Source organism: Pseudochrobactrum albidum (assembly GCF_051851455.1).
Classification (GTDB): Bacteria; Pseudomonadota; Alphaproteobacteria; order Rhizobiales; family Rhizobiaceae; genus Pseudochrobactrum.
Genome location: NZ_JBPVTR010000020.1, coordinates 1 through 22,432 on the forward strand (window position 1 = coordinate 1; position 22,432 = coordinate 22,432).

At 47.7% G+C, this 22,432-nt stretch carries 19 protein-coding genes, 1 tRNA gene and 1 pseudogene; 9 read left to right on the top strand and 12 right to left on the bottom strand.

The window, feature by feature from the left end:
* Positions 1 to 694: 694 nt before the first annotated feature.
* Complete coding sequence (locus ACSTTO_RS04620; RefSeq protein WP_439271978.1) at positions 695 to 1,813, bottom strand: DegT/DnrJ/EryC1/StrS family aminotransferase; 1,119 nt, start codon at positions 1,811 to 1,813, stop codon at positions 695 to 697.
* 362 nt (positions 1,814 to 2,175) lie between these two features.
* Positions 2,176 to 3,141 (bottom strand): Gfo/Idh/MocA family protein, encoded by a 966-nt coding sequence (locus tag ACSTTO_RS04625; RefSeq protein ID WP_439271979.1) that lies wholly within the window; start codon positions 3,139 to 3,141, stop codon positions 2,176 to 2,178.
* 174 nt (positions 3,142 to 3,315) lie between these two features.
* Between ACSTTO_RS04625 and ACSTTO_RS04630 the strand changes: the two genes are divergently transcribed.
* Positions 3,316 to 3,392, top strand: a tRNA-Met gene (locus tag ACSTTO_RS04630).
* A gap of 177 nt (positions 3,393 to 3,569) precedes the next feature.
* Here ACSTTO_RS04630 and ACSTTO_RS04635 read toward each other — a convergent pair.
* Together ACSTTO_RS04635 and ACSTTO_RS04640 are read right to left on the bottom strand one after the other, a co-directional pair.
* A complete protein-coding gene (locus ACSTTO_RS04635; RefSeq protein WP_439271980.1) occupies positions 3,570 to 4,523 on the bottom strand; it encodes a coiled-coil domain-containing protein in 954 nt (317 codons plus the stop codon).
* 201 nt (positions 4,524 to 4,724) lie between these two features.
* Positions 4,725 to 5,309, bottom strand: coding sequence for a DUF1134 domain-containing protein (locus ACSTTO_RS04640; RefSeq protein ID WP_439271981.1), 585 nt, complete (start codon positions 5,307 to 5,309; stop codon positions 4,725 to 4,727).
* 585 nt (positions 5,310 to 5,894) lie between these two features.
* Here ACSTTO_RS04640 and chpT point away from each other — a divergent pair.
* A pseudogene (gene chpT / locus ACSTTO_RS04645) lies at positions 5,895 to 6,518 on the top strand (histidine phosphotransferase ChpT); the annotation flags it as partial.
* A gap of 339 nt (positions 6,519 to 6,857) precedes the next feature.
* On the opposite strand, the gene ctrA reads toward chpT, so the two are convergent.
* Positions 6,858 to 7,559 (bottom strand): response regulator transcription factor CtrA, encoded by a 702-nt coding sequence (gene ctrA / locus ACSTTO_RS04650; protein ID WP_439271982.1) that lies wholly within the window; start codon positions 7,557 to 7,559, stop codon positions 6,858 to 6,860.
* A 446-nt stretch (positions 7,560 to 8,005) separates the two neighbouring features.
* Between ctrA and ACSTTO_RS04655 the strand changes: the two genes are divergently transcribed.
* Positions 8,006 to 8,392: a flagellar export protein FliJ gene (locus ACSTTO_RS04655; protein ID WP_439271983.1), complete on the top strand. Its 387-nt coding sequence runs from the start codon at positions 8,006 to 8,008 to the stop codon at positions 8,390 to 8,392.
* Between the two features lie 464 nt (positions 8,393 to 8,856).
* On the opposite strand, the gene sciP is transcribed toward ACSTTO_RS04655, so the two are convergent.
* Positions 8,857 to 9,132, bottom strand: coding sequence for a CtrA inhibitor SciP (gene sciP, locus ACSTTO_RS04660; protein ID WP_075655983.1), 276 nt, complete (start codon positions 9,130 to 9,132; stop codon positions 8,857 to 8,859).
* A gap of 308 nt (positions 9,133 to 9,440) precedes the next feature.
* On the opposite strand from sciP, the gene mnmA reads away from it, so the two are divergent.
* A complete protein-coding gene (mnmA, locus tag ACSTTO_RS04665) occupies positions 9,441 to 10,652 on the top strand; it encodes a tRNA 2-thiouridine(34) synthase MnmA (protein WP_439271984.1) in 1,212 nt (403 codons plus the stop codon).
* 576 nt (positions 10,653 to 11,228) lie between these two features.
* Here mnmA and ACSTTO_RS04670 read toward each other — a convergent pair.
* The 3 genes from ACSTTO_RS04670 to ACSTTO_RS04680 form a co-directional block, all read right to left on the bottom strand.
* Entirely contained in the window at positions 11,229 to 12,059 is an 831-nt protein-coding gene (locus ACSTTO_RS04670; protein ID WP_439271985.1) for a TrmH family RNA methyltransferase, read from the bottom strand.
* Between the two features lie 6 nt (positions 12,060 to 12,065).
* Positions 12,066 to 12,401, bottom strand: a complete 336-nt coding sequence (locus ACSTTO_RS04675; RefSeq protein WP_439271986.1) for an ArsR/SmtB family transcription factor — start codon at positions 12,399 to 12,401, stop codon at positions 12,066 to 12,068.
* 400 nt (positions 12,402 to 12,801) lie between these two features.
* Positions 12,802 to 13,320, bottom strand: a complete 519-nt coding sequence (locus ACSTTO_RS04680; protein ID WP_439271987.1) for a HugZ family pyridoxamine 5'-phosphate oxidase — start codon at positions 13,318 to 13,320, stop codon at positions 12,802 to 12,804.
* 335 nt (positions 13,321 to 13,655) lie between these two features.
* Between ACSTTO_RS04680 and ACSTTO_RS04685 the strand changes: the two genes are divergently transcribed.
* From ACSTTO_RS04685 to ACSTTO_RS04705, 5 genes are all read left to right on the top strand, one after another.
* On the top strand, positions 13,656 to 15,263 hold the full coding sequence (locus ACSTTO_RS04685; RefSeq protein WP_439271988.1) for an ABC transporter substrate-binding protein: 1,608 nt from the start codon (positions 13,656 to 13,658) through the stop codon (positions 15,261 to 15,263).
* A 61-nt stretch (positions 15,264 to 15,324) separates the two neighbouring features.
* On the top strand, positions 15,325 to 16,332 hold the full coding sequence (locus ACSTTO_RS04690) for an ABC transporter permease subunit (RefSeq protein ID WP_439272178.1): 1,008 nt from the start codon (positions 15,325 to 15,327) through the stop codon (positions 16,330 to 16,332).
* A gap of 9 nt (positions 16,333 to 16,341) precedes the next feature.
* Positions 16,342 to 17,250, top strand: a complete 909-nt coding sequence (locus ACSTTO_RS04695; protein WP_439271989.1) for an ABC transporter permease subunit — start codon at positions 16,342 to 16,344, stop codon at positions 17,248 to 17,250.
* Between the two features lie 2 nt (positions 17,251 to 17,252).
* Positions 17,253 to 18,107 carry an ABC transporter ATP-binding protein gene (locus ACSTTO_RS04700; protein WP_439271990.1) on the top strand — a complete coding sequence of 285 codons (855 nt, stop codon included), beginning with the start codon at positions 17,253 to 17,255 and terminating at the stop codon, positions 18,105 to 18,107.
* Complete coding sequence (locus ACSTTO_RS04705; protein WP_439271991.1) at positions 18,104 to 18,946, top strand: dipeptide ABC transporter ATP-binding protein; 843 nt, start codon at positions 18,104 to 18,106, stop codon at positions 18,944 to 18,946. Before ACSTTO_RS04700 ends, ACSTTO_RS04705 begins: the two co-directional genes overlap by 4 nt.
* 150 nt (positions 18,947 to 19,096) lie before the next feature.
* Here the strand turns inward: ACSTTO_RS04705 and choV are convergent, their stop codons facing one another.
* The 3 genes from choV to ACSTTO_RS04720 all read right to left on the bottom strand — a co-directional run bounded on the left by choV (position 19,097) and on the right by ACSTTO_RS04720 (position 21,981).
* The gene (gene choV / locus ACSTTO_RS04710) at positions 19,097 to 20,134 is read right to left on the bottom strand and encodes a choline ABC transporter ATP-binding protein (RefSeq protein WP_439271992.1); all 1,038 of its coding nucleotides are present in this window, start codon (positions 20,132 to 20,134) and stop codon (positions 19,097 to 19,099) included.
* Between the two features lie 2 nt (positions 20,135 to 20,136).
* Positions 20,137 to 20,973, bottom strand: a complete 837-nt coding sequence (gene choW, locus ACSTTO_RS04715; RefSeq protein WP_439271993.1) for a choline ABC transporter permease subunit — start codon at positions 20,971 to 20,973, stop codon at positions 20,137 to 20,139.
* A gap of 105 nt (positions 20,974 to 21,078) precedes the next feature.
* A complete protein-coding gene (locus ACSTTO_RS04720; RefSeq protein WP_439272179.1) occupies positions 21,079 to 21,981 on the bottom strand; it encodes a choline ABC transporter substrate-binding protein in 903 nt (300 codons plus the stop codon).
* Positions 21,982 to 22,432 lie beyond the last annotated feature (451 nt).

Here is a 22,432-nt window from a genome sequence, read left to right on the forward strand (position 1 = left end):
GACAGTGGAAAATATGGCTCAATCCGCCGCATCTGCGCCGGCGACAACCAAAACAAATCACTCATAGCAACGCCTCCTGACGTCGCCATTGAATCAACTCACCACTCGTCATGCAACCAATTTAATAGGTCCTGAGCCTAAGCTTGTCGTCGTCAGCAAGGCGGCACTGGTAAAAAGCAGTTTATGACGATTGTGCATATATCTGCTCTTGCGCGTTTTCTGCAATAGGGGGGCCTCCGACATGTTACTTCCTCCAAAGTACACAGTTTTTCGCATCCATGAGTGTGGCATGAGAAGTTATCTAAAGTCAGTCGCAATAAATTTGGGGAATAATTGTTGCGAATTTGTATCAATATTTGGAACAAAGCTGTTAAGAAGGTTGAAATCCCAAGGTTTTTTAAATTCCACAGTGCAAAATCATATAATATTCCACGCCAAAATTTCTGACTAAAGAGGGTTTTTCATCTCTTACTATCGCGAAAGCTAATTTATTCAAAGGAATATATTATTTTTTTTAAAATTCAATATGTGAGACAGATGGGTTTTATCTTATATGGTTTGTTTAAAATAGAGACATCGGAGCCGTTCTGAATATTTATTATATTGCATAATGCTGACGAGAATAATCCAGCATAAAGGCCGGATGTTCTTTCACCCGGCCTTTATATTTATTTTATATAGAATGTTTTATAACTTATTTGCCGTGAAATTCACGAATTGCAGCTATAATACTGTCCTGATCTTCTTGCGAAAGATAAGCATGCATTGGCAGGCTTAAAATGCGTGAGGGCAGGGCTTCTGAAACCGGCAAACCGCCCGGAGCAACCCTGTAATGTTTATAGGCAGTCTGCAGATGCAGCGGCTTTACATAATAGATGACTGAAGGAATACCCTTTGACTGCAAATGTGCCTTCAGCTCATCCCGGCCTTCGGTTTCAATAGAATATTGCGCCCATGCAGAGCGCACGCCGCTGGCAGGGCGGGTTACTTTGACAATATCGCCAAGACCATCTGCATAGCGCTGTGCAACCTTCTGGCGGATTTCCATCTCATCTTCAAGAATAGCCAGTTTTTCCAGCAAAACCGCAGCCTGAATTGTATCAAGGCGTGAGTTCAGGCCGATACGAACATTGTCATATTGGCTCTCACCCTTACCATGGAAATGGATGGAACGCAGAATGTCGTTCAGTTCATCGTCATTGGTAAAGACTGCGCCGCCATCTCCATAGCAGCCAAGGGGTTTGGCAGGGTAGAAGCTGGTAGCGCCCACATGGCCGAAAGAGCCGCACATGGCATTGTCACGTTTGCCGCCGATTGACTGGGCAGCATCAGAGATTACTTTCAAGCCTTCTTTGTCGGCAATAGCCATAATTGCGCGGTAATCAGCCGGCAGGCCAAACAGATCAACGGCAATAATTGCCTTTGGCTTCAGGCGGCCTTCCTTGCGCACGGCATCAATGGCAGCCTGAAGCTGCGCAGCATTCATATTGTAGGTGTCTTTTTCGACATCCACAAATACAACATCAGCGCCAACCAATGCCACGACCTCTGCCGTTGCAGCAAAAGTAAAGCTTGGGCAAAATACAGCATCGCCAGGGCCAATGCCCATAGCCATTAATGGCATTTGCAGCGCATCTGTGCCATTGGCGCAGGCCAGAACATGTTTTACACCCACATAATCTGCCAGCTGCTTTTCAAATTCGGCCACTTCAGGCCCGAGAATATATTTGCCTTCCGCAACAACTTTAAGAATTGCAGCATTAAGACGGTCTTCAATGCGAGCGCGCTGGCTCACAAGATCAATGAATTGCATATCGGCTCCAATATCAATTGATCCGCAAACTGCACGCGCGCACCCGCGAATCGAGTATTATTTAGTCCCGTAAAAGAGACTTCGCCATGCTGGATCATTCACTGTTTAGCAAATAATGTAACACAGCTTGAGGCAGGTGCGGAATATCGCGTCTCCCGTTATTTCGCAGAATAGTCACAATAAGCGGCCTGCTGGTTTATTGCTCCGATAAGCCGCATTATCTTTTTGTTTTATCATCCTTATCCGGATTTTTTTACAATCAGGCGGTTTTTTAAAAGAAAAAACAGCCAATTGTGGTCAGTTATCTTAATTTATTAATATTACCGCTCTGGCACAGAGCCGGATATCTCAAATATCTGTGATTAAGACGAATGTGCCCGATGGTGCACGGTCCCCTTGGTCAGAATACGCAGAACACTCACAGCCTCTTCACCATTGGTGCGCGGCGTCTCACGTGTTTCTATACAATGGATAAAATGTTCAAGCTCTCGTGTCAGCGGCATGCCTTCCTGTAGCGGCACATAATCCGGATCGGCTTTGGTAAAGGCAATCTGCCCGTTTTCCTGCCAGATTTTATGGCGGTAAAGGGCAAGCTTGCGCTCCCAGGGTTCTGCATCATCAAAAACGGCCATTGCCTTATCGCCGATGACTGCCAGACGGCGATCCATAATCGGGTTCAGGCGTGAGGCAAATAAATGGCTGCGGATGCCATTGGGAAAATGCATGTGCAAATGAGCAAAATCGCTCAGATGATCGATCATTGCCGCACCTTCACCGCGGATTTCATCCGGCTCACAGCCTGTCAGCGCCAGGATCATCGACAAATCATGCGGCGCAAGATCCCAGAGTGCATCATTCTGGCCATGAAACTTGCCAAGACCAATGCGATGCGCCTGAATATAACCGATCTTGCCAAGCTCACCCGCCTGCGCCAATTGCAGTAGTTTTTCAAAAGCCGGATGAAAGCGCAGAATATGCCCGACCATAAAAATACGGCCATATTTTCGGGCGGCGGCAATTTCAGCCTCACCATCAGCAACCGTCAGGGCAATTGGCTTTTCAACCAGTACATCCTTACCGTTCTCCACAGCGCGGATTGCATATTGCGCATGAAACTGCGCCGGCAGCGCCATAACAATCGCATCAATATGCTTTGCTGAAAAAAGATCATCCACACTGATTTGCTCAACACCATAATCGGCAGCAAATTTTGCCGAGCGTGACGGATCAATATCACAGACAGCTGCCAGAGCGCCGAGGCTCTTAAGAGTGCGGATATGGTTGTTGCCCCAATAGCCACAACCGAGAACTGCTATACGCGGTGCCATATTTTCCTGCCTTTGCTTGTTGAAAACTCAATAACTTTGCAAAAGATGGATTACAAGGACGATTTATGCATAACAGTGCTTGACAGCTATGCATATAGCACCTTATACGGGCGCCGTTCCCCAATGAGAACAGGTGCTTCGCAAAGAGCTGATATGGCATTGCAGGCAATCTGGGGCGGAGTAGCTCAGTAGGTTAGAGCAGAGGAATCATAATCCTTGTGTCGGCGGTTCGAATCCGTCCTCCGCTACCATTTTATTTTTCATGAAAATCCGCTGGCAGATGGAGCCAAAAGGTTCCGGAGACCGTGATATATCGGCGTCCATATATGCGATGATGGCGCGGCTTGTTCTTCATAACCGGCAAAGCGCAACGAATATTGTTACATATTGCGCCGCGCTATAGTTGCCTGATCCCGAACTGAGCTGGCTCAGACGTTGATTTTTTTAATCCGTCCTGCCAGGCTTTTAGGTTTTGATTTTTTCTTGCGGCTTTTATTGCCAGTATCAGGTATTTGCGGCGCTTCTTTCAATAATGCGTGAATAGGAGAGTTTTCTCCCTCCTTTGCTGCAGTTCTGGCAACCATTTCTGCTGCCAGTTCACTGATTTGCTCACGCAGTTTCTGATCACCGGCACTCAGCGCCTGCGCAATCTGTTCAGGTTGTTTTTGCGCGCGCAAAAGATCTTTACTGTGGCGCTCCAGCTTTTCTTTCGTATCTGAAAGTTCGGTGATCAGCCGGTGTAATTTTTCTTCAAGCGCCTGATTGCGGCGCTTTTCACTTTCAAGCGATGTTTCCAATGCGATCACCTGTGAGGCCAGTTCTGATTTGGCGCTGATGAGTTGTTTTTTTTCTTGCCGCAGATCATGCGCTTCCCGACGCAGACGATCGGCTTCCTTTTCACGTGCGGCAACGTCCTGCCGCAAAGTATCACTAAGTTTGCTCAAGGCCTCGCTCTGACGTTGCAGGCGAGCATTTTCTTGCGATGCGCTTTGTTGTTGGCTCTGTAAAACAGAGAGTTCATCCTGCAAGGCGCCAATATGGCTATGATCATTTTTCTGTTGTTGCTGTAACTGGTCAAGCTCATGTTTAAGTTGGGGAATTTTTTCGAGTTCGCTGCGGTCAGCACTGATCTGCAACAGGGCTTGTATATGCTTTTCCCGCAGGGCGGCAGCCTGCATTTCTGCTTTGCGCAGGGCAACAGCATGGGTGGCGCGCAGCAGATCGCGGTCTGCTTCAATAGATGTGAGAGAAACCGGTAATTGCGCGGCCATCTGTTTTTGCCACAGATAATGCGCCCGCTTCCAGAATAATGGCGCGACCAGTAAAATCAGAAATGCTGCGCATAAAAAGCCCAGCAGAAAAACCAGTGCTGATTGTATCACGTTCTGATCATCTCCGGTGCCTGCAGATTATAGGGCGGGCTGTATTGCCGTATCATGCCGGCGTTTGTTTTTTACTGATTCTGATCTTTATTGAGCGGCTCTTTCATCCTATGCAATACAGATGCGGGACAGATCCGTTAAAGACGAATAAGAGAGAATTGCATCATCCTCTCTTAAATTATCTTATTGCCCCGATAAAAGTCAGAACGGGTTCCATGTGGCGCGCGGTGTTAGTTTCAGATAGCCAATATTGACACCAAGCCTTGCACCAACACCGGTGCGTATTGGCACCAGTAAAATATTGGAGCGTTTAAGCACATTGAAACCGGCACCCGCAATGACATAGGCAGAACCGGAGACACCGGCATAGCGCCCGTATACCTGGTTTACATCATCCAGATTATAAACAAGCATCATAACGCGGGAGCCTTGCGCGCCAAAATCCCAGCCAAGAGAAGGCCCTTGCCAGTATGTTTTGTGATCGCCGGCATTTTTGGTGTAAAGCATGCCTTCGCCATAGGTCAGGCCGCCGACAAATGCACCTGAGCCTTCTTCCCCCAGAATATAGCCATTTGGCAGGCCGTAATTCTGGAATACTTTTTCAATTGCAGAAGCTATGCCGCCTGATGTTGAGCCAAAAAAACGGTGGCCGGAAGCAATGATCTCCTCCATGCTGAAGCCTTCATTGGCTCTGGCCTGTTGCGAAAACATGATGAACAGAGCCAAAAATCCTAACAGAACCGCGGCACATCGCATACGGAAAGAGGACAGGTTTAGGGTCGCCATAAATATATCCTTCTGGCTGCTTGGCTCACTCTGGCTGACGCGGACAGGCCTTGTTTCCGATGAAAATCGGCCCCGTCCTGTGGTCTTGAAACAGCGGGCAGAAACTTTCCGCCTCTGTTTTATCCCTGTTCGGATGTGCAATTCTTATGATTGCTTTATCCGGTGTGCACAGGCTGTTTTTGGTGCTGTGCAATTGCTATGACGGCAAAAACAGGCAATAGCCCTTATTTCCCGCACAGATTCAAATGCTATTTTAAACGCAAAAACCTTGTTGAAATGTTTATATGGAAAATTGTCCTTTCAATGGCTTAATGAAACCGCTTTGAAATTGTTTTTACGCATATATTTGGTAATCATTAAGCCTGTTGGCGCATAATTGCGGCCTGCAGCCGGCGTATGATCCTGTTATCACTTCATATAAGAGTGATTCGTTATCTGCCGTTGTTGCCGGACAGGCCGGATATTGTTACCAGATAGACCGGATATATATGTAAAAAGCGGAGCGTGTGCGGCAGATATGAAATGTGCTGCGCACCGGAAATGAAATTTGCCTGCGGGCAATTACGAGATTTGGAGATAAGATCTATGTCCTTGCCTGTTGTTCTTTCTGCTGCTGATCTGGGGGCATTGCTGTGCAGCCGCATTTGCCATGATATTATTTCCCCTGTCGGTGCGATTAATAACGGTCTGGAACTGCTGGAAGAGGGCGGGGCGGATGAAGATGCAATGGCGCTGATTGCTGCCAGTGCGCGCAATGCTTCTGCCCGTCTGCAATTTGCCCGGATTGCATTTGGTGCAGCCGGTTCTGCAGGGGTGCAGATTGATACCGGTGATGCTCAGAATGTTGCTTCAGCCTATATGGCCAATGAAAAACCGGAATTTACCTGGACAGGAAATCGCGCTTTTCTGCCCAAAAATCAGGTTAAATTACTGCTTAACCTGATTTTGACCGGTATTTCATCTATTCCGCGTGGCGGAAATCTGGATGTGGTGCTGGAAGATGTTGAAACGGATCCGAAATTCTGTGTCAAAACCCGTGGCCGCATGTTGCGTGTTCCGCAAAAATTCAAGGCGCTGCATGAAGGTATTGTGCCGGAAGAGGCAATTGATGCCCATTCTGTGCAGCCTTACTACACATTATTGCTGGCTGAAGAGGCCGGAATGGATATTATTATTGACGAGAGCGAGGAGGAAATTGCCTTTCGCGCCGTTAAAAAACAGGTTGAGCCGGCTTTTGCAGGTGATGTGCCTGAAAATGATGATGCTGCAGTTGCTGCAGATGCGGGAACCCTGGCAGATAATGAATAGGCCGTTTGCGTGCTGATGCGTAACTATGCTGAATAATGCACAGCTGTAAAATTTTGAAACCGCATGGTTATCCGGCTATGCGGTTTTTTATATCTTTTGCTGCAAGATATTAAAAAAACGCCTGAGCCTGCTGATCGTCCAATTATGGGGCAGTTCATTTGGCGGGGCTTATATATTGAAAGGCCGGAGTATCTGTTATGATGCTCCGGCCTTTTTTAAAAGAAGTGAAAGCCTGCCTAATCAGGCAATTTCACGATGTTCGATACTTTCCTGATCGCGCAATACGTAGCCGCGCCCCCATACGGTTTCAATATAGTTCTGATTACCGGAAACGGCATCAAGCTTCTTGCGTAATTTGCAGATGAAGACATCAATAATTTTAAGTTCCGGCTCATCCATGCCGCCATAAAGATGGTTGAGGAACATTTCCTTGGTAAGGGTGGTGCCTTTACGCAGGGAGAGCAGCTCCAGCATCTGATATTCCTTGCCGGTGAGGTGAACGCGCTGGCCGCCAACCTCAACAGTTTTGGCATCCAGATTTACAACCAGATCGCCGGTGGTGATAACAGATTGTGCATGGCCTTTGGAGCGGCGAACGATTGCATGAATACGGGCAATCAGCTCATCTTTATGGAAAGGCTTGGTCATATAATCATCAGCGCCAAAGCCTAAGCCCCGAACCTTATCTTCAATGCCTGCCATGCCGGAGAGGATGAGAATAGGGGTTTTAACCTTCGAGAGGCGCAATGTGCGCAGCACTTCATAGCCCGACATATCCGGCAGGTTCAGATCCAGCAGGATAATATCATAATCATAAAGTTTACCCAGATCGATGCCTTCTTCGCCCAGATCTGTTGTGTAAACATTGAAGCTCTCAGACTTGAGCATCAACTCGATGCTTTGTGCAATTGCACTATCGTCTTCAATCAAAAGAACGCGCATCTCAGAATCCTTTTTTTCGCCGCTTAACCTGATCCGGCAGTTATCTGCCTACAGCACTCGCTTTGAACCAAGTCTGCCACCGAATGGTTAACAAAATATGATTCTTCTTGGCAATAGTAAATATTCAAAAGGTAGAATTTTCAGCTAAAGCGTTGAAAACAAATGAAAAAGAGCCAGTTTATTTCTTAATAAAAAGGTTTAAGAAATCCTTGCAACTGATTCATCGGATTCAAAGTTTTAATGTTGCTGAAAAAACACAGCTAATTTACCTAGCCTTAAGTCCTAACCGCTATGATTAACGCTGTACGTAAAGGAATGGTTACCAAAAACCTTAAATCTTAATTTTTTGTTTCAAAATTCAGGGGTTTCTTTTGCGTAGAGGGTAGCTCACAGGCGGCGGGGTGCAAATCAGCGTTTGTGGGGATGGTGTTCAAGGAGTAATGCGTATGAAGCCACGTGAGAGTCTTGTCCGGCTGAAATTGTTTCAGGTAAAAGAAAAGCGCCGGCAAATCGGCCAGCTTGATTTGATGATGGGTGAGTTTGAGCGTATGGCCGGGGAATTGGACGCGCAGATTCAGTCAGAAGAGCGCAAGGCCGGTATCACTGACACGTCACATTTTGCTTATCCGACTTTTGCCAAGGCTGCACGTCAGCGCCGCGATAATCTGTTTGATTCGATCCGTGATCTGATGGCGCAGAAAGAAGCCGCGGAAGCTGAACTTCTTGAGGCTGAAGCAGACCTTTCCCGTGCAGAAGCATTGGAAACCCGGGATGGCAAAATGCGTGAAGCTGAAGAGGCGCCGGTTTATGATCGTCGTGTTATGATCGGCTGAGATTTTGGTTCCGGCGGATTATAAATGGCAGTTTTCTCCGTTTTCGGTGCTCGCATACGACTAAGTATGTTTTTATAAGTATGCTCAGCTCCGCTGCCTGATAATTCCTATTACCGGCGCGTCATAACCAAATCTTTCCGCTTCAGCCTTGTGGATTTGCGCTGAAGTTCAGAGCGCGTAACATCGTTTTAAATGCATAATTCCTTAAACCCCGCGGTCTAAGGAATTATGCATTTTTGTTTGCAGATACAGGAAGTGGCGGGCAGACTGGCGAGCTGCATGAAATGTAAGGGCTTGCGTGTGCAATATGCGGGCGCGGATGCGGGGTGTTTCATTGGCGAAACTGCTTTTAAAAAAAGAAGAAAGCCGGAGATGAACTCTCCGGCTTAATCTCCAGAATGCACCGCGAGAGGCGGCAAATCCTTATTTTGTGTCATTACAGACCTCACTGGAGGTTATAATGATTAGTGTCTGTATTGTTGAATGCGGGTTGTCCGCAAACCGGCGAGGCCATGCTCGTCGATGGACAACTGCCAAGACAGAAACTCTTCCACTGTCAGCGTATAACGCTGGCAGGCTTCCTCAAGGCTGAGGAGGCCGCCGCGCACGGCGGCAACAACTTCAGCCTTGCGGCGGATGACCCAGCGCCGTGTATTTGACGGCGGCAGATCTGCCACGGTGAGCGGACTGCCGTCCGGGCCGATGACATATTTTACTCGTGGTCTTACCAGATCGGTCATTGTACTCTCTACACAACACTCAAGGACCCAATCGCAGATCACGATAACGGCACAGCTTTAAAAAAGAGCTAAACACTTGGTAAGGCTCTGGTAATAAATAATAATTTTTATTAAAGAATGCGCCTGAAATGCTGAAAAATGCCGTATTTGAGCGGTTTTTATGCATTTTTCCGTCTTTTGAGGCCGGAATAAAATATTTAAAAAACACGTTTTCCCTGCGGCATCTTGGCAAGTCGTGTATGAATAGCCTATATAAGGGGAGAATTTACAGCAAGATTTAGGGCTTTATGCCCAGATGCGGATCTATCATGAAACTGAACAGCCTCGATTTACCCGGTAAGCCGGAGGATACGCGCATTGTTGTTGCAATGTCCGGGGGCGTTGATTCTTCTGTTGTGGCCGGCATTCTCAAGCGGGAAGGCTATGATGTTGTCGGTGTTACACTTCAGCTCTATGATCATGGCGCTGCCGTGCATCGTGCCGGCTCCTGCTGTGCGGGGCAGGATATTGAAGATGCACGCCGTGTTTCCGAAAGTCTCGGTATTCCTCATTATGTGCTGGATTATGAAGCGCGTTTTCGTGAGGCGGTGATTAATCCTTTTGCCAACAGCTATGTCAGTGGTGAAACGCCTATTCCATGTGTTGCCTGTAACCAAACGGTAAAATTTGCCGATCTTCTGGCTACAGCGCGGGATCTGGGCGCGGCGGCACTGGCAACCGGCCATTATATCCGCAGCGGCGCCAATGGTGCGCATCGCGCTTTATACCGGCCGGTGGATTCAGACCGTGACCAGAGCTATTTTCTTTTTGCCACTACGCAGGAGCAGATTGATTATCTGCGCTTTCCGCTTGGCAATCTGCCTAAAGCGCAGGTGCGCGCAATGGCTGAGGAGATGGGGCTTACCGTTGCCAAAAAGCAGGACAGCCAGGATATTTGCTTTGTCCCGCAGGGCAAATATTCCGATATTATTTCACGGTTGAAACCGGAAGCAGCAACACGCGGGCATATTGTGCATATAGATGGCCGTGTATTGGGTGATCATGAAGGGATTGTGCATTATACTGTTGGCCAGCGCCGCGGTATCGGCATTGCCACCGGTGAGCCGCTTTATGTTGTGCATCTGGATGCAGCCAATGCGCGGGTTATTGTGGGGCCGCGTGAGGCGCTGGAAACCCATAAAGTCTTTCTGCGTGATGTGAACTGGTTGGGGGATTGCCCGCTTGGTGACCTGCCTGCGGAAGGAATGGAAATTTTTGCCAAAGTACGTTCAACACGTCCGCCTAAACCTGCAGTGCTGCATCATGCTGATGGGCAGACATGGGTGGAACTGATTGACGGGGAAAGCGGTATAGCGCCGGGGCAGGCTTGCGCCCTTTATTCTGACGACAGCAATAGTGCCCGTGTTTATGGCGGTGGTTTTATTGCCCGTTCGGAACGGGCGCCGGAAGCGGAGAAAATGCTCCGCCGTCTGACTGACGATGTTCCGAATGCGACATCATCCCCTGTTTCTGCTGCCTGATCTTTTAATAAAAATCACACGCATAAAATGCCTGCCTTGTGCAGGCATTTTTTTGATTCGTTTTTTGATGCAGGGGAGGGCGGAGTATAATGTTTGTGGCATTTATATACTCCCCTCTCAACAGGGGGCAGAATGAGTGCGGAATATGATTTTTTACATAAAACAGATTTATAACAATGACAGGAGGGGACATAATCAGGTTTTGAATAATCTGTACTGTGATGCATATTTTATATGATTTACCTTGATCTGAGAGGTATGGGCTGGCTTGTAAAAATGCCGGTTTTAAAAGATGAATTATAATTGGCGATTGTTATATTGGTAACAGTTTTTAAAGGCGGCTGACTGCCTTAATAATACTATAAGCTGAAGGCTGTATCTCGGATTTTGATAGATTGTATCAATTTCTTTTGAAGCATACTTTGTATAAGTAAAATACTATTATATTTCATATATTTAGTATATTTAGCGGATCAATAATTTAGGTAATATTAATGCAACTAATAGGTGCATATTTATCTTTTTGAATTGTGATTATTAAATTATTATACAGTTTTAAAAACGGAATTAGCCGAATTAGCTGAATTTGGTACGGCTGAGACAGGACAGCGCAATGCCGGAGGCTGTGGCAATATTCAAGCTGTCGAATTGTTTTGACATAGGGATGCGCGCTGTTTGCAGCGATGTAAGAAGATGTTGAGGTAAGCCTTCGCCTTCCGTACCAAGCAGCAGGGCTGCGGGGCCTGAAACCGGTAATTCATACAGGGATTGGCTGCTGCCGGGTGAAAGAGCAATCAGCTGAATACCGGCTTTTGAAACCGTCTGGACTATACTGTCAATATTACCAGCCTGCACATAGGGCACTTGCAGGCTGGCGCCCACAGAGACGCGGATAGCCTTGCGATAAAGCGGATCACAGCAGGTTTCATCCAGAAGTACACAAGCAGCTTCGAACGCGGCTGCATTGCGAAAAACAGAGCCGATATTATCGTGATTGGATATGCCGCAGAGAATGACAAGCAGGGAATTAGATGATAGGTTATTAATTAAATCATTGATATTATTTTCATTTTTTCTTTTGCCGACAGCAAGAATACCGCGATGGACATGGAAGCCGGCGATCTTATCCATATGATCCGGGCTGACAACATAGATCGGAACTTGTGCAGGGCAATGTTTAAGTATCGGCTGCATTCCTGCAAGCTTATTTTTTGAAATAAGTATGGATTCTGTCTCAAAATACGACGAATTCAGAAGGACATTTAAAACAACCTTGCCTTCTGCAATGAATCTCGATTGCCGGCCAACGAGATCTTTTTCTTTTATGTCGAGATAAGCGCCTAGGCGCTTATCTTCTTGATTATCAATGAATATTACGTTCGTAATATTATTATTCTGATGGATCATCAGGGTTTAAGCGAATGCTTCCCGTTTTTCTTCAGTACGGGACAGGTAAAGACTGCCCAAGGTTGACAGCACCAGCTCAATATGCGGTGAAGATACAATATAATAAATGGTTTGCGCATCCCGCCTTGTTGATACCAGATTGAGCGCGCGCAATTTTGCAAGGTGCTGTGACAGCGCTGATTGGCTGAGATCAATGGCTTTTGCAAGGTTTCCAACGGACATTTCGTTGTGAAGCAGCTTGCACAGGATCAGCAAACGCTTGTTATTGGCCAGAGCCGAAAGAAAATCGGCCGCCTGATCAGCATTATCGACAAGATTGGAATAAATATTATCATGTTTCATGTGCAGTCCTACCCCCGTATGACAGCAATTTTGTTGGCGCGTTTATAAGAAAATTACAAACGCACTATTACAACTACCAATAGAATTGATATTTGCAAGAATTATTTTAAATAGGTTGAAAAATTTGATTTTGCTTCAAGACTATAATCGATTTGATTGTGGATGAATTTTTATGTGTCCTGATTTCACAAAATTCGGCTTATGTCATTAAAAGTACAAATAAATATAGAATTTTATAATGATTTATTTTCATGAAGTGATGAAAATAAATCATCCTGCAAATTTCGCGGATAAAAATAATTGCGACTTATGCACATTTTCGTGAACCGTAATTTACGATTTGAAAATTAAGTCAGGTGCTTGTTATGAGCCGATGTGTGTTGTGTCGTTTTCAGAACATTTATTTTATTACATTTGCTGTTACTTTTGTGAGCAGAATATCTTCTGCGTTTAATTGGTAGGCTTTGCCAAAGCCACCGTTTAGCGATGCACTTTCAATATTGAGACGAAAAATAACAAAGTCGCCAAGGTCGATATAGAGTTTTACTTTTGGCCGCTTCTCCAGAAACAGATTGCGCAGGCGAGGATAATCTTCATCTTCACGGGTGAATTTTTGTGCGCGGCACGCAAGTGTAATCCGCGGATGGACAAGCGGATCGCCTTTTACGGCAGGTTCGCCAAGAAGGAGAGAGCAGGCCGGATTTGCATCAAGCGCCGGTGTGTGGGAGGCAAGGCCTGAGGCAAGAAGCAGGGGGGTATTATCGTAATCGGTTGCAACTGCCACGCGCGTTACACCGGGATGGCCTGTTTGCGGATCAAGTACCGCAAGTGCGCCATAGGTGGCTGCGGTGATAAGTTTTTGTGCTTGTTCCCGCACGTCATCTGTTGTTTGTTGTATGACATCTTTGTTCGCACTCATAGTCCTGTCCTGTTTATTCTGATCAATCAAAGAGTTGGCGTAACATCGGGTACTGCTGCGATTCTTATTTTGATATATATCCGCCTTGCTGTTTTTAACAGTTTTACAGAGAAAAACAGCGAATTTCCATTGCCTGATAAAACGATTTAAAATCGTGAAATATGTTTTAAAATCAAATATATATTATTGTTTTGTTATATTGAAATGGTTCTAAAACATACGCATCATTGACCGGAACGTAAAATCAACTTGCCTTTTTGCCGTGCAAAATGCTTTTTTAACCCAGACTGCGGCTTAAGAATGGCTGCGGCAAATCTATCGGGTGGAGGCCTAAGATGAAAATTTCTGCAAAGTTTTTTGCTGCGACAGCTTTAACCGCAGCAATGATGTTTGGCGCATCGGCTGCGGCATCAGCCAAGACGCTTGTTTATTGTTCACCAGCTTCACCGGAAGGATTTGATCCGGCACCTTATACAGGTGGTGATACGTTTGATGCTGCTTCGCGCACAGCCTATAACCGGCTGGTTGAATTTGAGCACGGAGAAACAAAAGTTATTCCGGGGCTGGCAGAGAAGTGGGACGTGTCAGAAGATGGTCTGGAATATACATTCCATTTACGCAAGGGCGTAAAATTTCAGACAACAGATTATTTTACGCCAACACGCGAATTTAATGCCGATGACGTGATTTTCTCATTTAACCGTCAGAGCGATAAGAGCAGCCCGTGGCATGAATATACTGCGGGTATTTCTTATGAATATTTTGACAGTATGGAAATGGGCACCTTGATTAAGGAAATTGTCAAGGTGGACGACCACACGGTTAAATTTGTTTTGACCCGTCCTGAAGCGCCTTTTATTGCTAATCTGGCAATGGATTTTGCTTCTATTCTTTCCAAGGAATATGCTGATAAACTTGAGGCTGAGGGCAAAAAGGAAAATATGAACCAGTTCCCTGTGGGTACCGGTCCGTTCACTTTTGTAGCCTATCAGAAGGATGCAATCATTCGTTATAAAGCCAATCCTGATTACTGGGGTGGTAAAGAAAAAATTGATGATCTTGTCTTTGCAATTACGACAGATCCTGCAGTTCGTGCACAGAAGCTGAAGGCTGGCGAATGCCATATTATGGCTTATCCTGCACCTGCTGATATTGAAGGCCTCAAGGCTGATAAAAACCTCAAGGTTGAGGAGCAGGCCGGTCTGAATATTGCGTATTTTGCTTATAATACACTTGTCGCGCCTTTTGATAAGCCGGAAGTGCGTAAAGCACTTAATCAGGCCGTCAATAAGCAGGCTATTATTGATGCTGTGTTCCAGTCTTCCGGTCAGGTTGCCAAAAATCCAATCCCGCCAACAATGTGGGGTTATAATAATGCTATTGAAGATGATAAATATGATCCGGAAGCCGCGAAAAAAGCACTGGAAGCTGCCGGCGTAAAAGACCTGAAAATGAAGCTTTGGGCTATGCCTGTCAGCCGCCCGTATATGCCAAATGCGCGCCGCACTGCAGAGCTGATGCAAGCCGACTTTGAAAAGGTTGGTGTCAAGGCTGAAATCGTTTCGATGGAATGGGGTGAATATCTCAAGAAATCGAGCGATAAAGACCGCGATGGTGCTGTGATCCTTGGCTGGACCGGTGATAATGGTGATCCGGATAATTTCCTTGGTGTTTTGCTCGGTTGTGCTGGTGTCGGAAATAATAACCGTGCGCAATGGTGTAATGAAGACTTTGAGGCGCTGATTCAGAAGGCAAAGGTAACTGCTGATCAGGCTGAGCGTGCCAAGCTTTATGAGCAGGCACAGGTTATTTTCAAGGAGCAAGCTCCATGGAATACACTTGCGCATTCAACCGTGTTTATGCCTATGTCAACCAAAGTAACCGGTTATAAGATGGACCCTGTCGGTATTCATCGCTTTGACGGCGTTGATATTTCCGAGTAATTCTTAAGGGAGAATGACCGGGCGCTGGGTGGTTTATTCAGCGCCCGGTCTTGCTGTATCCATGATACGATTTGTTTTAAGTAAAATTGCTTATCTTATACCGACATTCTTAGGCATCACTTTGCTTGCCTTCGGTTTTGTGCGGGTATTGCCGGGGGATCCGGTGTTGCTGATGGCAGGTGAGCGCGGCGTTTCGCCTGAGCGCCATGCGGAACTGATGCATCAATTTGGTTTCGACAAACCGATGTGGCAGCAATATCTGGATTATATCTGGAACCTGCTGCATGGCGATTTCGGCATGTCTATGGTGACAAAAAAGCCGGTTATTGCAGAATTTATGGCGCTGTTTCCGGCAACGATCGAGCTTGCGGTTTGTGCAATTGTGCTCGCAGTGCTGATTGGTATTCCTGCCGGTGTGTTTGCTGCGGTCAAACGCGGCTCCTGGTTTGATCAGACCTCTATGGGGGTTGCCCTTGTTGGTTATTCCATGCCGATCTTTTGGTGGGGCTTGCTGCTGATCATTCTGTTTTCCGGCGTTTTGCAGTGGACACCGGTATCCGGCCGTATTTCGCTGATGTATTTTTTCCCGCCGGTCACAGGTTTCATGCTGATTGACAGCTTGCTGTCAGGGCAAAAAGGGGCTTTTGCCTCTGCGGTTTCACACCTGATTTTGCCGACAATCGTGCTGGCAACCATTCCTATGGCTGTGATTGCCCGCCAAACGCGCTCTGCCATGCTGGAAGTGCTGGGTGAGGATTATGTGCGCACAGCGCGTGCCAAGGGGCTTGGCCAGCGGCGTGTTATCGGGCTTCATGCCTTGCGCAATGCGCTTATTCCTGTTGTCACGACAATTGGCCTGCAGGTTGGCGTTTTGCTCGGTGGCGCTATTTTGACTGAAACAATATTCTCCTGGCCGGGGATCGGCAAATGGATGATCGACAGTATTTTCCGTCGTGATTATCCGTCCGTACAGGGCGGCCTGCTGCTGATCGCCATTCTGGTTATGGTTGTTAATCTGGCTGTTGATTTGCTTTACGGCTTAATCAATCCGCGCATCCGGCATAAGTGAGGTTTTGTGATGAGTGATTCTACAGTGCCTGTGGATAAGCCGGTTGATATGTCGCTTCGGCGTCAGCTGGCCGATTTCTGGTATTATTTCAGTGTTAACCGCGGGGCGGTTATCGGTCTTTTCATTTTTATTGCTCTGGTGCTGATTGCGGTTTTTGCGCCCTTGCTGGCACCGCATGATCCGACCCAGCAATATCGCGATGCGCTGCTTACCCCGCCGGTGTGGGAAGAGGGCGGCAAGGCGGCTTTTCTGCTTGGCACAGATGCGGTTGGCCGCGATGTGTTGTCCCGTTTGATTTACGGTTCGCAATATTCGCTGTTTATCGGTCTTGTCGTGGTGGTTTTATCGCTGATTTCCGGTGTGACTGTGGGGCTGGTTGCGGGCTTTTTCGGCGGGGTGGTTGATACAATCATCATGCGCGTAATGGATATTATCCTGTCCTTTCCGTCGCTTATTCTGGCGCTGGTGCTGGTTGCCATTCTCGGCCCCGGGCTGATGAATGCCATGATTGCCATTGCGCTGGTGTTGCAGCCGCATTTCGCACGCCTGACCCGCGCTGCGGTGATGGCGGAGAAAAACCGTGAATATGTGGTTGCTGCCAAGCTTGCCGGCGCGGGAAGACTGCGCCTGATGTTCAAAACCATTTTGCCAAATTGTATTGCGCCGCTGATCGTGCAGGGCACATTGTCTTTCTCCAATGCAATCCTTGATGCTGCGGCTCTTGGCTTTCTTGGTATGGGGGCACAGCCGCCAACACCGGAATGGGGCACAATGCTTGCAGAAGCACGCGAATTTATCACCCGTGCCTGGTGGGTTGTTACATTTCCGGGGCTTGCTATTCTGATCACCGTTCTGGCGATCAATCTGGTGGGCGATGGCCTGCGCGATGCGCTTGACCCGAAACTGAAGAGGAGCTGATGATGGCTCTTTTGGAAATTACAAATCTGACAGTTGCTTTTGATACGTCAACAGGGCTTTTCAAAGCCGTTGACGGCATTGATATTACTGTGGATTCCGGCGAAGTGCTGGCCATTGTCGGTGAATCCGGCTCTGGCAAATCCGTTGGCATGCTTGCGGTTATGGGGTTGTTGCCCAAAACCGCAACTGTGACTGCAGACAAGATGGTGTTTGACGGCCGTGATCTTCTGACAATCAGTGAAAAAGAGCGCCGGGCAATTATCGGCCGTGAGATATCAATGATTTTTCAGGAGCCGATTGCCAGCCTTAATCCGTGTTTTACGGTGGGCTTCCAGCTTGAAGAGGTGCTTCGTTATCATCTGGGGATGGGTAAGGCACAGCGCCGTGCCCGTGCTGTTGAGCTTCTGGAACTGGTCGGGATCCGCGATGCGGCCGAGCGTCTGTCCAGCTATCCGCATCAGATGTCGGGCGGGCAGTGTCAGCGTGTGATGATTGCAATGGCCATTGCCTGTAATCCGAAATTGCTTATTGCCGATGAGCCCACCACCGCCCTTGACGTGACGATTCAGAAGCAGATTCTTGATCTTCTGATGCGGCTGCAGGAAGAGCATGGCATGGGGCTGATCATGATCACTCATGACATGGGGGTTGTGGCAGAAACCGCAGACCGTGTGATTGTGCAATATAAAGGGCACAAGATGGAAGATGCGGATGTGCTGTCGCTGTTTGAAAATCCGCAAAACCCTTATACCAAGGCTCTGCTTTCCGCCCTGCCGGAAAATGCCACCGGTGACCGTTTGCCAACTGTATCGGATTTTGTGATGCAGAATACTGCCACATCAGGAGCCGCCATATGAGTGAAATCGTTTTGGAAGCCCGCAATATTGTGCGGGATTATCACACACGCGGCGGATTATTCTCCAAGGGTAAAACGGTACATGCGGTCAAGGATGTCAGCTTTTCGGTTGAAAAGGGCAAAACGCTGGCAATCGTCGGCGAGAGCGGCTGTGGTAAATCAACGCTGGCGCGTATTCTGACATTGATTGATCCGCAGACATCCGGCGAATTGCTGATTGACGGTCATCCGGTCAATATTGCCGAAGACGGCTTGAGCCGCGAAATGCGCCAGCGTGTGCAGATCGTGTTTCAAAACCCTTATGGTTCACTCAATCCGCGTCAGAAAATCGGTGATGTGCTGGCAGAGCCGCTTTTGCTGAATACAAAAATGACAGCGGAAGAACGTCAGGAAAAGGCAATGCAGATGCTGCTCAAGGTCGGGCTTGGCCGTGAGCATTTCAACCGTTATCCGCATATGTTTTCCGGAGGTCAGCGCCAGCGTATTGCCATTGCGCGTGCGCTGATGTTAAGTCCGCGCCTTTTGGTGCTGGATGAGCCGGTTTCCGCACTTGATCTTTCCGTACAGGCGCAGGTGCTTAATCTTCTGGCTGATCTGCAGGAAGAGTTTGACCTGACTTATGTGTTTATCAGTCACGATCTTTCCGTGGTGCGCTATATTGCCGATGAGGTGATGGTGATGTATTTCGGCGAAGTGGTGGAATATGGCACACGGGATGACGTGTTCAATCATCCGCGCCATGATTATACCAAGAAGCTGTTTGCGGCCACTCCGCGCGCGGATGTTGAAAGCATTCGCCGGCGTGTGGCCGAACGGGCGAAAAAACGCTCACTCGCCTGACTGCTGATCCGGTTTTTTAAAAAACGCCGCGCTGATCTTTCAGCGCGGCGTTTTGTATTCTCAGCTTTTATGTAAAAACAGAAATGTTCTGCTCTTTTATTGGGCGTATTGTCTGAATGCAAAACCGCCTGCATTTTTACCGGACATGGTCTAGCGGCGGTGCCTGGTTAATCCGCGCACCACATCATCGGCAGAGATTTTGCCGATAATCGCTCCATTATGGACAACGCCGATATCGCCATTATTACGCACCATCGCCTGCATAATATCCTGCACTGGCGTGTCGGGTTTTGCGGTTGCCGTAAAAGGGCGGGGCGGGGCGCTGCGGTCAAGCGCAGACATGATATCGGATGCAAACAGCACGCCGAGCGGGTTCATATTGGCAACAAAATCCGCCACATAATCATCGGCCGGATTGAGCAATATTTCCTGTCCGCTGCCACATTGAATGATGCGTCCGCCTTCCATAATCGCAATGCGATTGCCAAGTTTCATTGCTTCATCAAGATCATGGCTGACAAAGACAATGGTTTTTTTCAGATGAGCCTGCAAATGCAAGAGCTCATCCTGCAGACGCGCACGGATAAGCGGATCCAGCGCGGAAAAAGGCTCATCCATCAGCAAAATGGGTGCGCCGGTGGCAAAGGCGCGGGCAAGGCCGACACGTTGCTGCATGCCGCCAGAAAGTTCTCCGACCTTTCTTTTCGCCCAATCCTGCAAGCCTACCAGCTCCAGCTGATGCTGCACGGCTGCTGCACGTTCAGTTTTGTTTGTGCCAGCAATTTCCAGCCCGAAGCCGACATTTTCTTCAACCGTGCGCCATGGCAACAGGCCAAATTGCTGAAACACCATGGAAACCAGATGCATACGCAGATAGCGCAATTGCGCGGTGCCTGCAGCCCCTACATTAATCTCTTCCCCCTGATGATGGACTGTGACACAGCCGCGACTGATAGGATTGAGGCGGTTGATGGCCCGCAACAGCGTGGACTTACCCGAGCCGGACAGCCCCATCAAGACGAGCATCTCACCCTCGCGGATATCCAGAGAGCAATTATGCACGCCGAGAATATGGCCGGTTTCTGTTTGAATTTCCGAGCGGCTGAAGCCCTGATCGGCAAGATCGAGTGCTTTTTCAGTTTTATTGCCGAAAATAATGCTGATATTCTGAAGACTGATGGAAGCCATGATTACTGATCCTTGCCCGGACGGAAAATGCGGTCGAGGATGATGGCGACAACAACAATGACAAGACCGGCCTCAAAACCAAGCGCGGTATTGACCGAGTTGAGCGCACGAACAACCGGGACGCCAAGACCATTTGCGCCGACAAGAGCGGCAATCACCACCATTGACAGGGACAGCATGATTGTTTGGGTGAGCCCAGCCAGAATTTGCGGCATGGCATAAGGCAGCTCAATCTTCCACAATAATTGACGGGGAGAAGCACCAAATGCCTCGCCGGCCTCAATAAGATGTTCCGGTGTTGAGGAAATGCCAAGATGGGTGAGGCGCACAGGCGCAGGAAGCACAAAAATGGCTGTAGCAAGCAGCCCCGGAACCATGCCGATACCGAAAAACACAATTGCCGGAATGAGATAGACAAAGGTTGGCAGGGTTTGCATAAGATCAAGCACCGGCCGCACCACAGCATAAAGCCTTGGCCTGTGTGCGGTGGCAATGCCAAGCGGCACACCCAGAAGCATGCAGATAAAACAGGCTGAAAGAACCAGTGTCAGTGTTTCGAGTGTTTGGTCCCAATAGCCCTGATTGAGCACAAAAAGAAAACCGATAATCGTTAAAAGAACAACGGAGATCTTTCTGCGCAAAGCCCATGCAATGGCTGCAAAAATGATAATCAGCACAAATGGGTGCGGAAATTTCAAAACGGCGAGTAACCCGTCAATCAATATTTGCATAATGGCGGCAATGCCATCAAACAGCCAGCTCAGATTGTCTGTTAACCAGGTGACTGCATTTTTTGCCGTTCGCCCGACGGGAATTTTTTGTGATGTCAGCCAGTCCAAAAGTCAGGCCCTCATTTTCCTGTTATTGATAGCAAGCAGCGGCGTTATGATTTTAAGCCGCAATCTATGATCAGCCCTGCTGCGGGCAGCAGGGCTGATCATGTATCAAAGCCCAAAAGCCTGTTTAACAGCTGCAAGTCCGTCTTTGCCGTCAAAAGTGGTTACATCTTTCAGCCACGGGGTGAGAGCATCCGGATTGGCTTTGATCCAGGCCTTTGCGGCTTTTGCAGGCTCTTCGCCGTCATCCAGAATTTTCCCCATGATCTGGTTTTCCATATCAAGGGTGAATTCCAGATTGGTTAGGAATTTGCCGACATTCGGACATTGCTCAATATAGCCGTTCCAGACATTGGTTTCGACCGTAGCGCCGCCAAGGTCTGGCCCGAAAAATTCATCGCCGCCTTCCAGATAGCGCATATCAAAGCGCGAATTCATCGGATGGGGTTCCCAGCCAAGAAAAACAACCGGCTTTTTGGATTTAATATCCTTGGCAACCTGTGCCAGCATGCCTTGCTCGGAAGATTCTGCCAGTTCAAAATCTTTAAGCCCAAATGCCCCCTTGGAAATCATATCAAGAATCAGGCGGTTACCGTCATTGCCCGGTTCGATGCCATAGATTTTATTACCAAGCTGATCTTTAAATTTGGCAATATCCGCAAAGTTTTTCAGCCCCGCATCATAGGCAAAAGCCGGTACGGCCAATGTATATTTTGCCCCTGTGAGATTGGTGCGCAGGGTGATTACACTCTTATCGTCCAGATAGGGTTGCAAATCTGCGGCCATGGACGGGTTCCAGAAACCCAGAAAGACATCAATATCTTTTTTGCTTAAGGAAGCGTAGGTTACCGGTACGGAGAGGATTTTGATATCTGTTTTATAGCCGAGGCTTTTGAGAATTTCCGTGGTGACGGCGGTTGTTGAGGTGATGTCTGTCCAGCCGACATCGGAAAAGCGGATGGTTGCGCAGGCTTCCGGCTCTGCGGCAAGGGCGCTGTTGCTGCAAGCCATAAGCGTGGCAGTGGCCAACACAAGCACCGATTTGCGGCCTGCAACCGGTTTATACTGTATGGCGGATAGATATTTTTCGGACAGAAAACGCATTCATATCTCCATTAACCGGATTATTTTTTCATTAAGCAGGGCTTTGTCTTATTATTTTTTACCCTGAACGTGTTTGATGCAATTTGCCTGTTATGCTCCGGTTCTCACAGTTTGAAAGACAAGCATCAAAAGTGGCGGTCTTCAAGCAATTTAATTAGCCCTATATCCGCAAACACGATAAAAAAGGTCGAGATGGGAAAGGCTAAAAATAATATTCAATAATTTCAAGGCCAAAACTGAAAATAAAATTTGCAGAATAATATTGAAAGCATTGTAATAGACCTTAAATTTTTTATGACACTGCATAAAAATTGCATTGCAGACCGGCCCTGCCACGCTGATACGGCAGCTGCTGCAA

Excerpts from the sequence above, each read along its gene's own strand:
- ACSTTO_RS04620 (WP_439271978.1), bottom strand. The coding sequence starts at position 1,813 with ATGCAATTCATTGATCTTGTGAGCCAGCGCGCTCGCATTGAAGACCGT.
- ACSTTO_RS04625 (WP_439271979.1), bottom strand. The coding sequence starts at position 3,141 with ATGGCACCGCGTATAGCAGTTCTCGGTTGTGGCTATTGGGGCAACAAC.
- ACSTTO_RS04640 (WP_439271981.1), bottom strand. The coding sequence starts at position 5,309 with ATGGCGACCCTAAACCTGTCCTCTTTCCGTATGCGATGTGCCGCGGTT.
- ctrA (WP_439271982.1), bottom strand. The coding sequence starts at position 7,559 with ATGCGCGTTCTTTTGATTGAAGACGATAGTGCAATTGCACAAAGCATC.
- ACSTTO_RS04655 (WP_439271983.1), top strand. The coding sequence starts at position 8,006 with ATGAAGCCACGTGAGAGTCTTGTCCGGCTGAAATTGTTTCAGGTAAAA.
- sciP (WP_075655983.1), bottom strand. The coding sequence starts at position 9,132 with ATGACCGATCTGGTAAGACCACGAGTAAAATATGTCATCGGCCCGGAC.
- mnmA (WP_439271984.1), top strand. The coding sequence starts at position 9,441 with ATGAAACTGAACAGCCTCGATTTACCCGGTAAGCCGGAGGATACGCGC.
- ACSTTO_RS04670 (WP_439271985.1), bottom strand. The coding sequence starts at position 12,059 with ATGATCCATCAGAATAATAATATTACGAACGTAATATTCATTGATAAT.
- ACSTTO_RS04675 (WP_439271986.1), bottom strand. The coding sequence starts at position 12,401 with ATGAAACATGATAATATTTATTCCAATCTTGTCGATAATGCTGATCAG.
- ACSTTO_RS04680 (WP_439271987.1), bottom strand. The coding sequence starts at position 13,320 with ATGAGTGCGAACAAAGATGTCATACAACAAACAACAGATGACGTGCGG.
- ACSTTO_RS04685 (WP_439271988.1), top strand. The coding sequence starts at position 13,656 with ATGAAAATTTCTGCAAAGTTTTTTGCTGCGACAGCTTTAACCGCAGCA.
- ACSTTO_RS04690 (WP_439272178.1), top strand. The coding sequence starts at position 15,325 with ATGATACGATTTGTTTTAAGTAAAATTGCTTATCTTATACCGACATTC.
- ACSTTO_RS04695 (WP_439271989.1), top strand. The coding sequence starts at position 16,342 with ATGAGTGATTCTACAGTGCCTGTGGATAAGCCGGTTGATATGTCGCTT.
- ACSTTO_RS04700 (WP_439271990.1), top strand. The coding sequence starts at position 17,253 with ATGGCTCTTTTGGAAATTACAAATCTGACAGTTGCTTTTGATACGTCA.
- ACSTTO_RS04705 (WP_439271991.1), top strand. The coding sequence starts at position 18,104 with ATGAGTGAAATCGTTTTGGAAGCCCGCAATATTGTGCGGGATTATCAC.
- choV (WP_439271992.1), bottom strand. The coding sequence starts at position 20,134 with ATGGCTTCCATCAGTCTTCAGAATATCAGCATTATTTTCGGCAATAAA.
- ACSTTO_RS04720 (WP_439272179.1), bottom strand. The coding sequence starts at position 21,981 with ATGGCTTGCAGCAACAGCGCCCTTGCCGCAGAGCCGGAAGCCTGCGCA.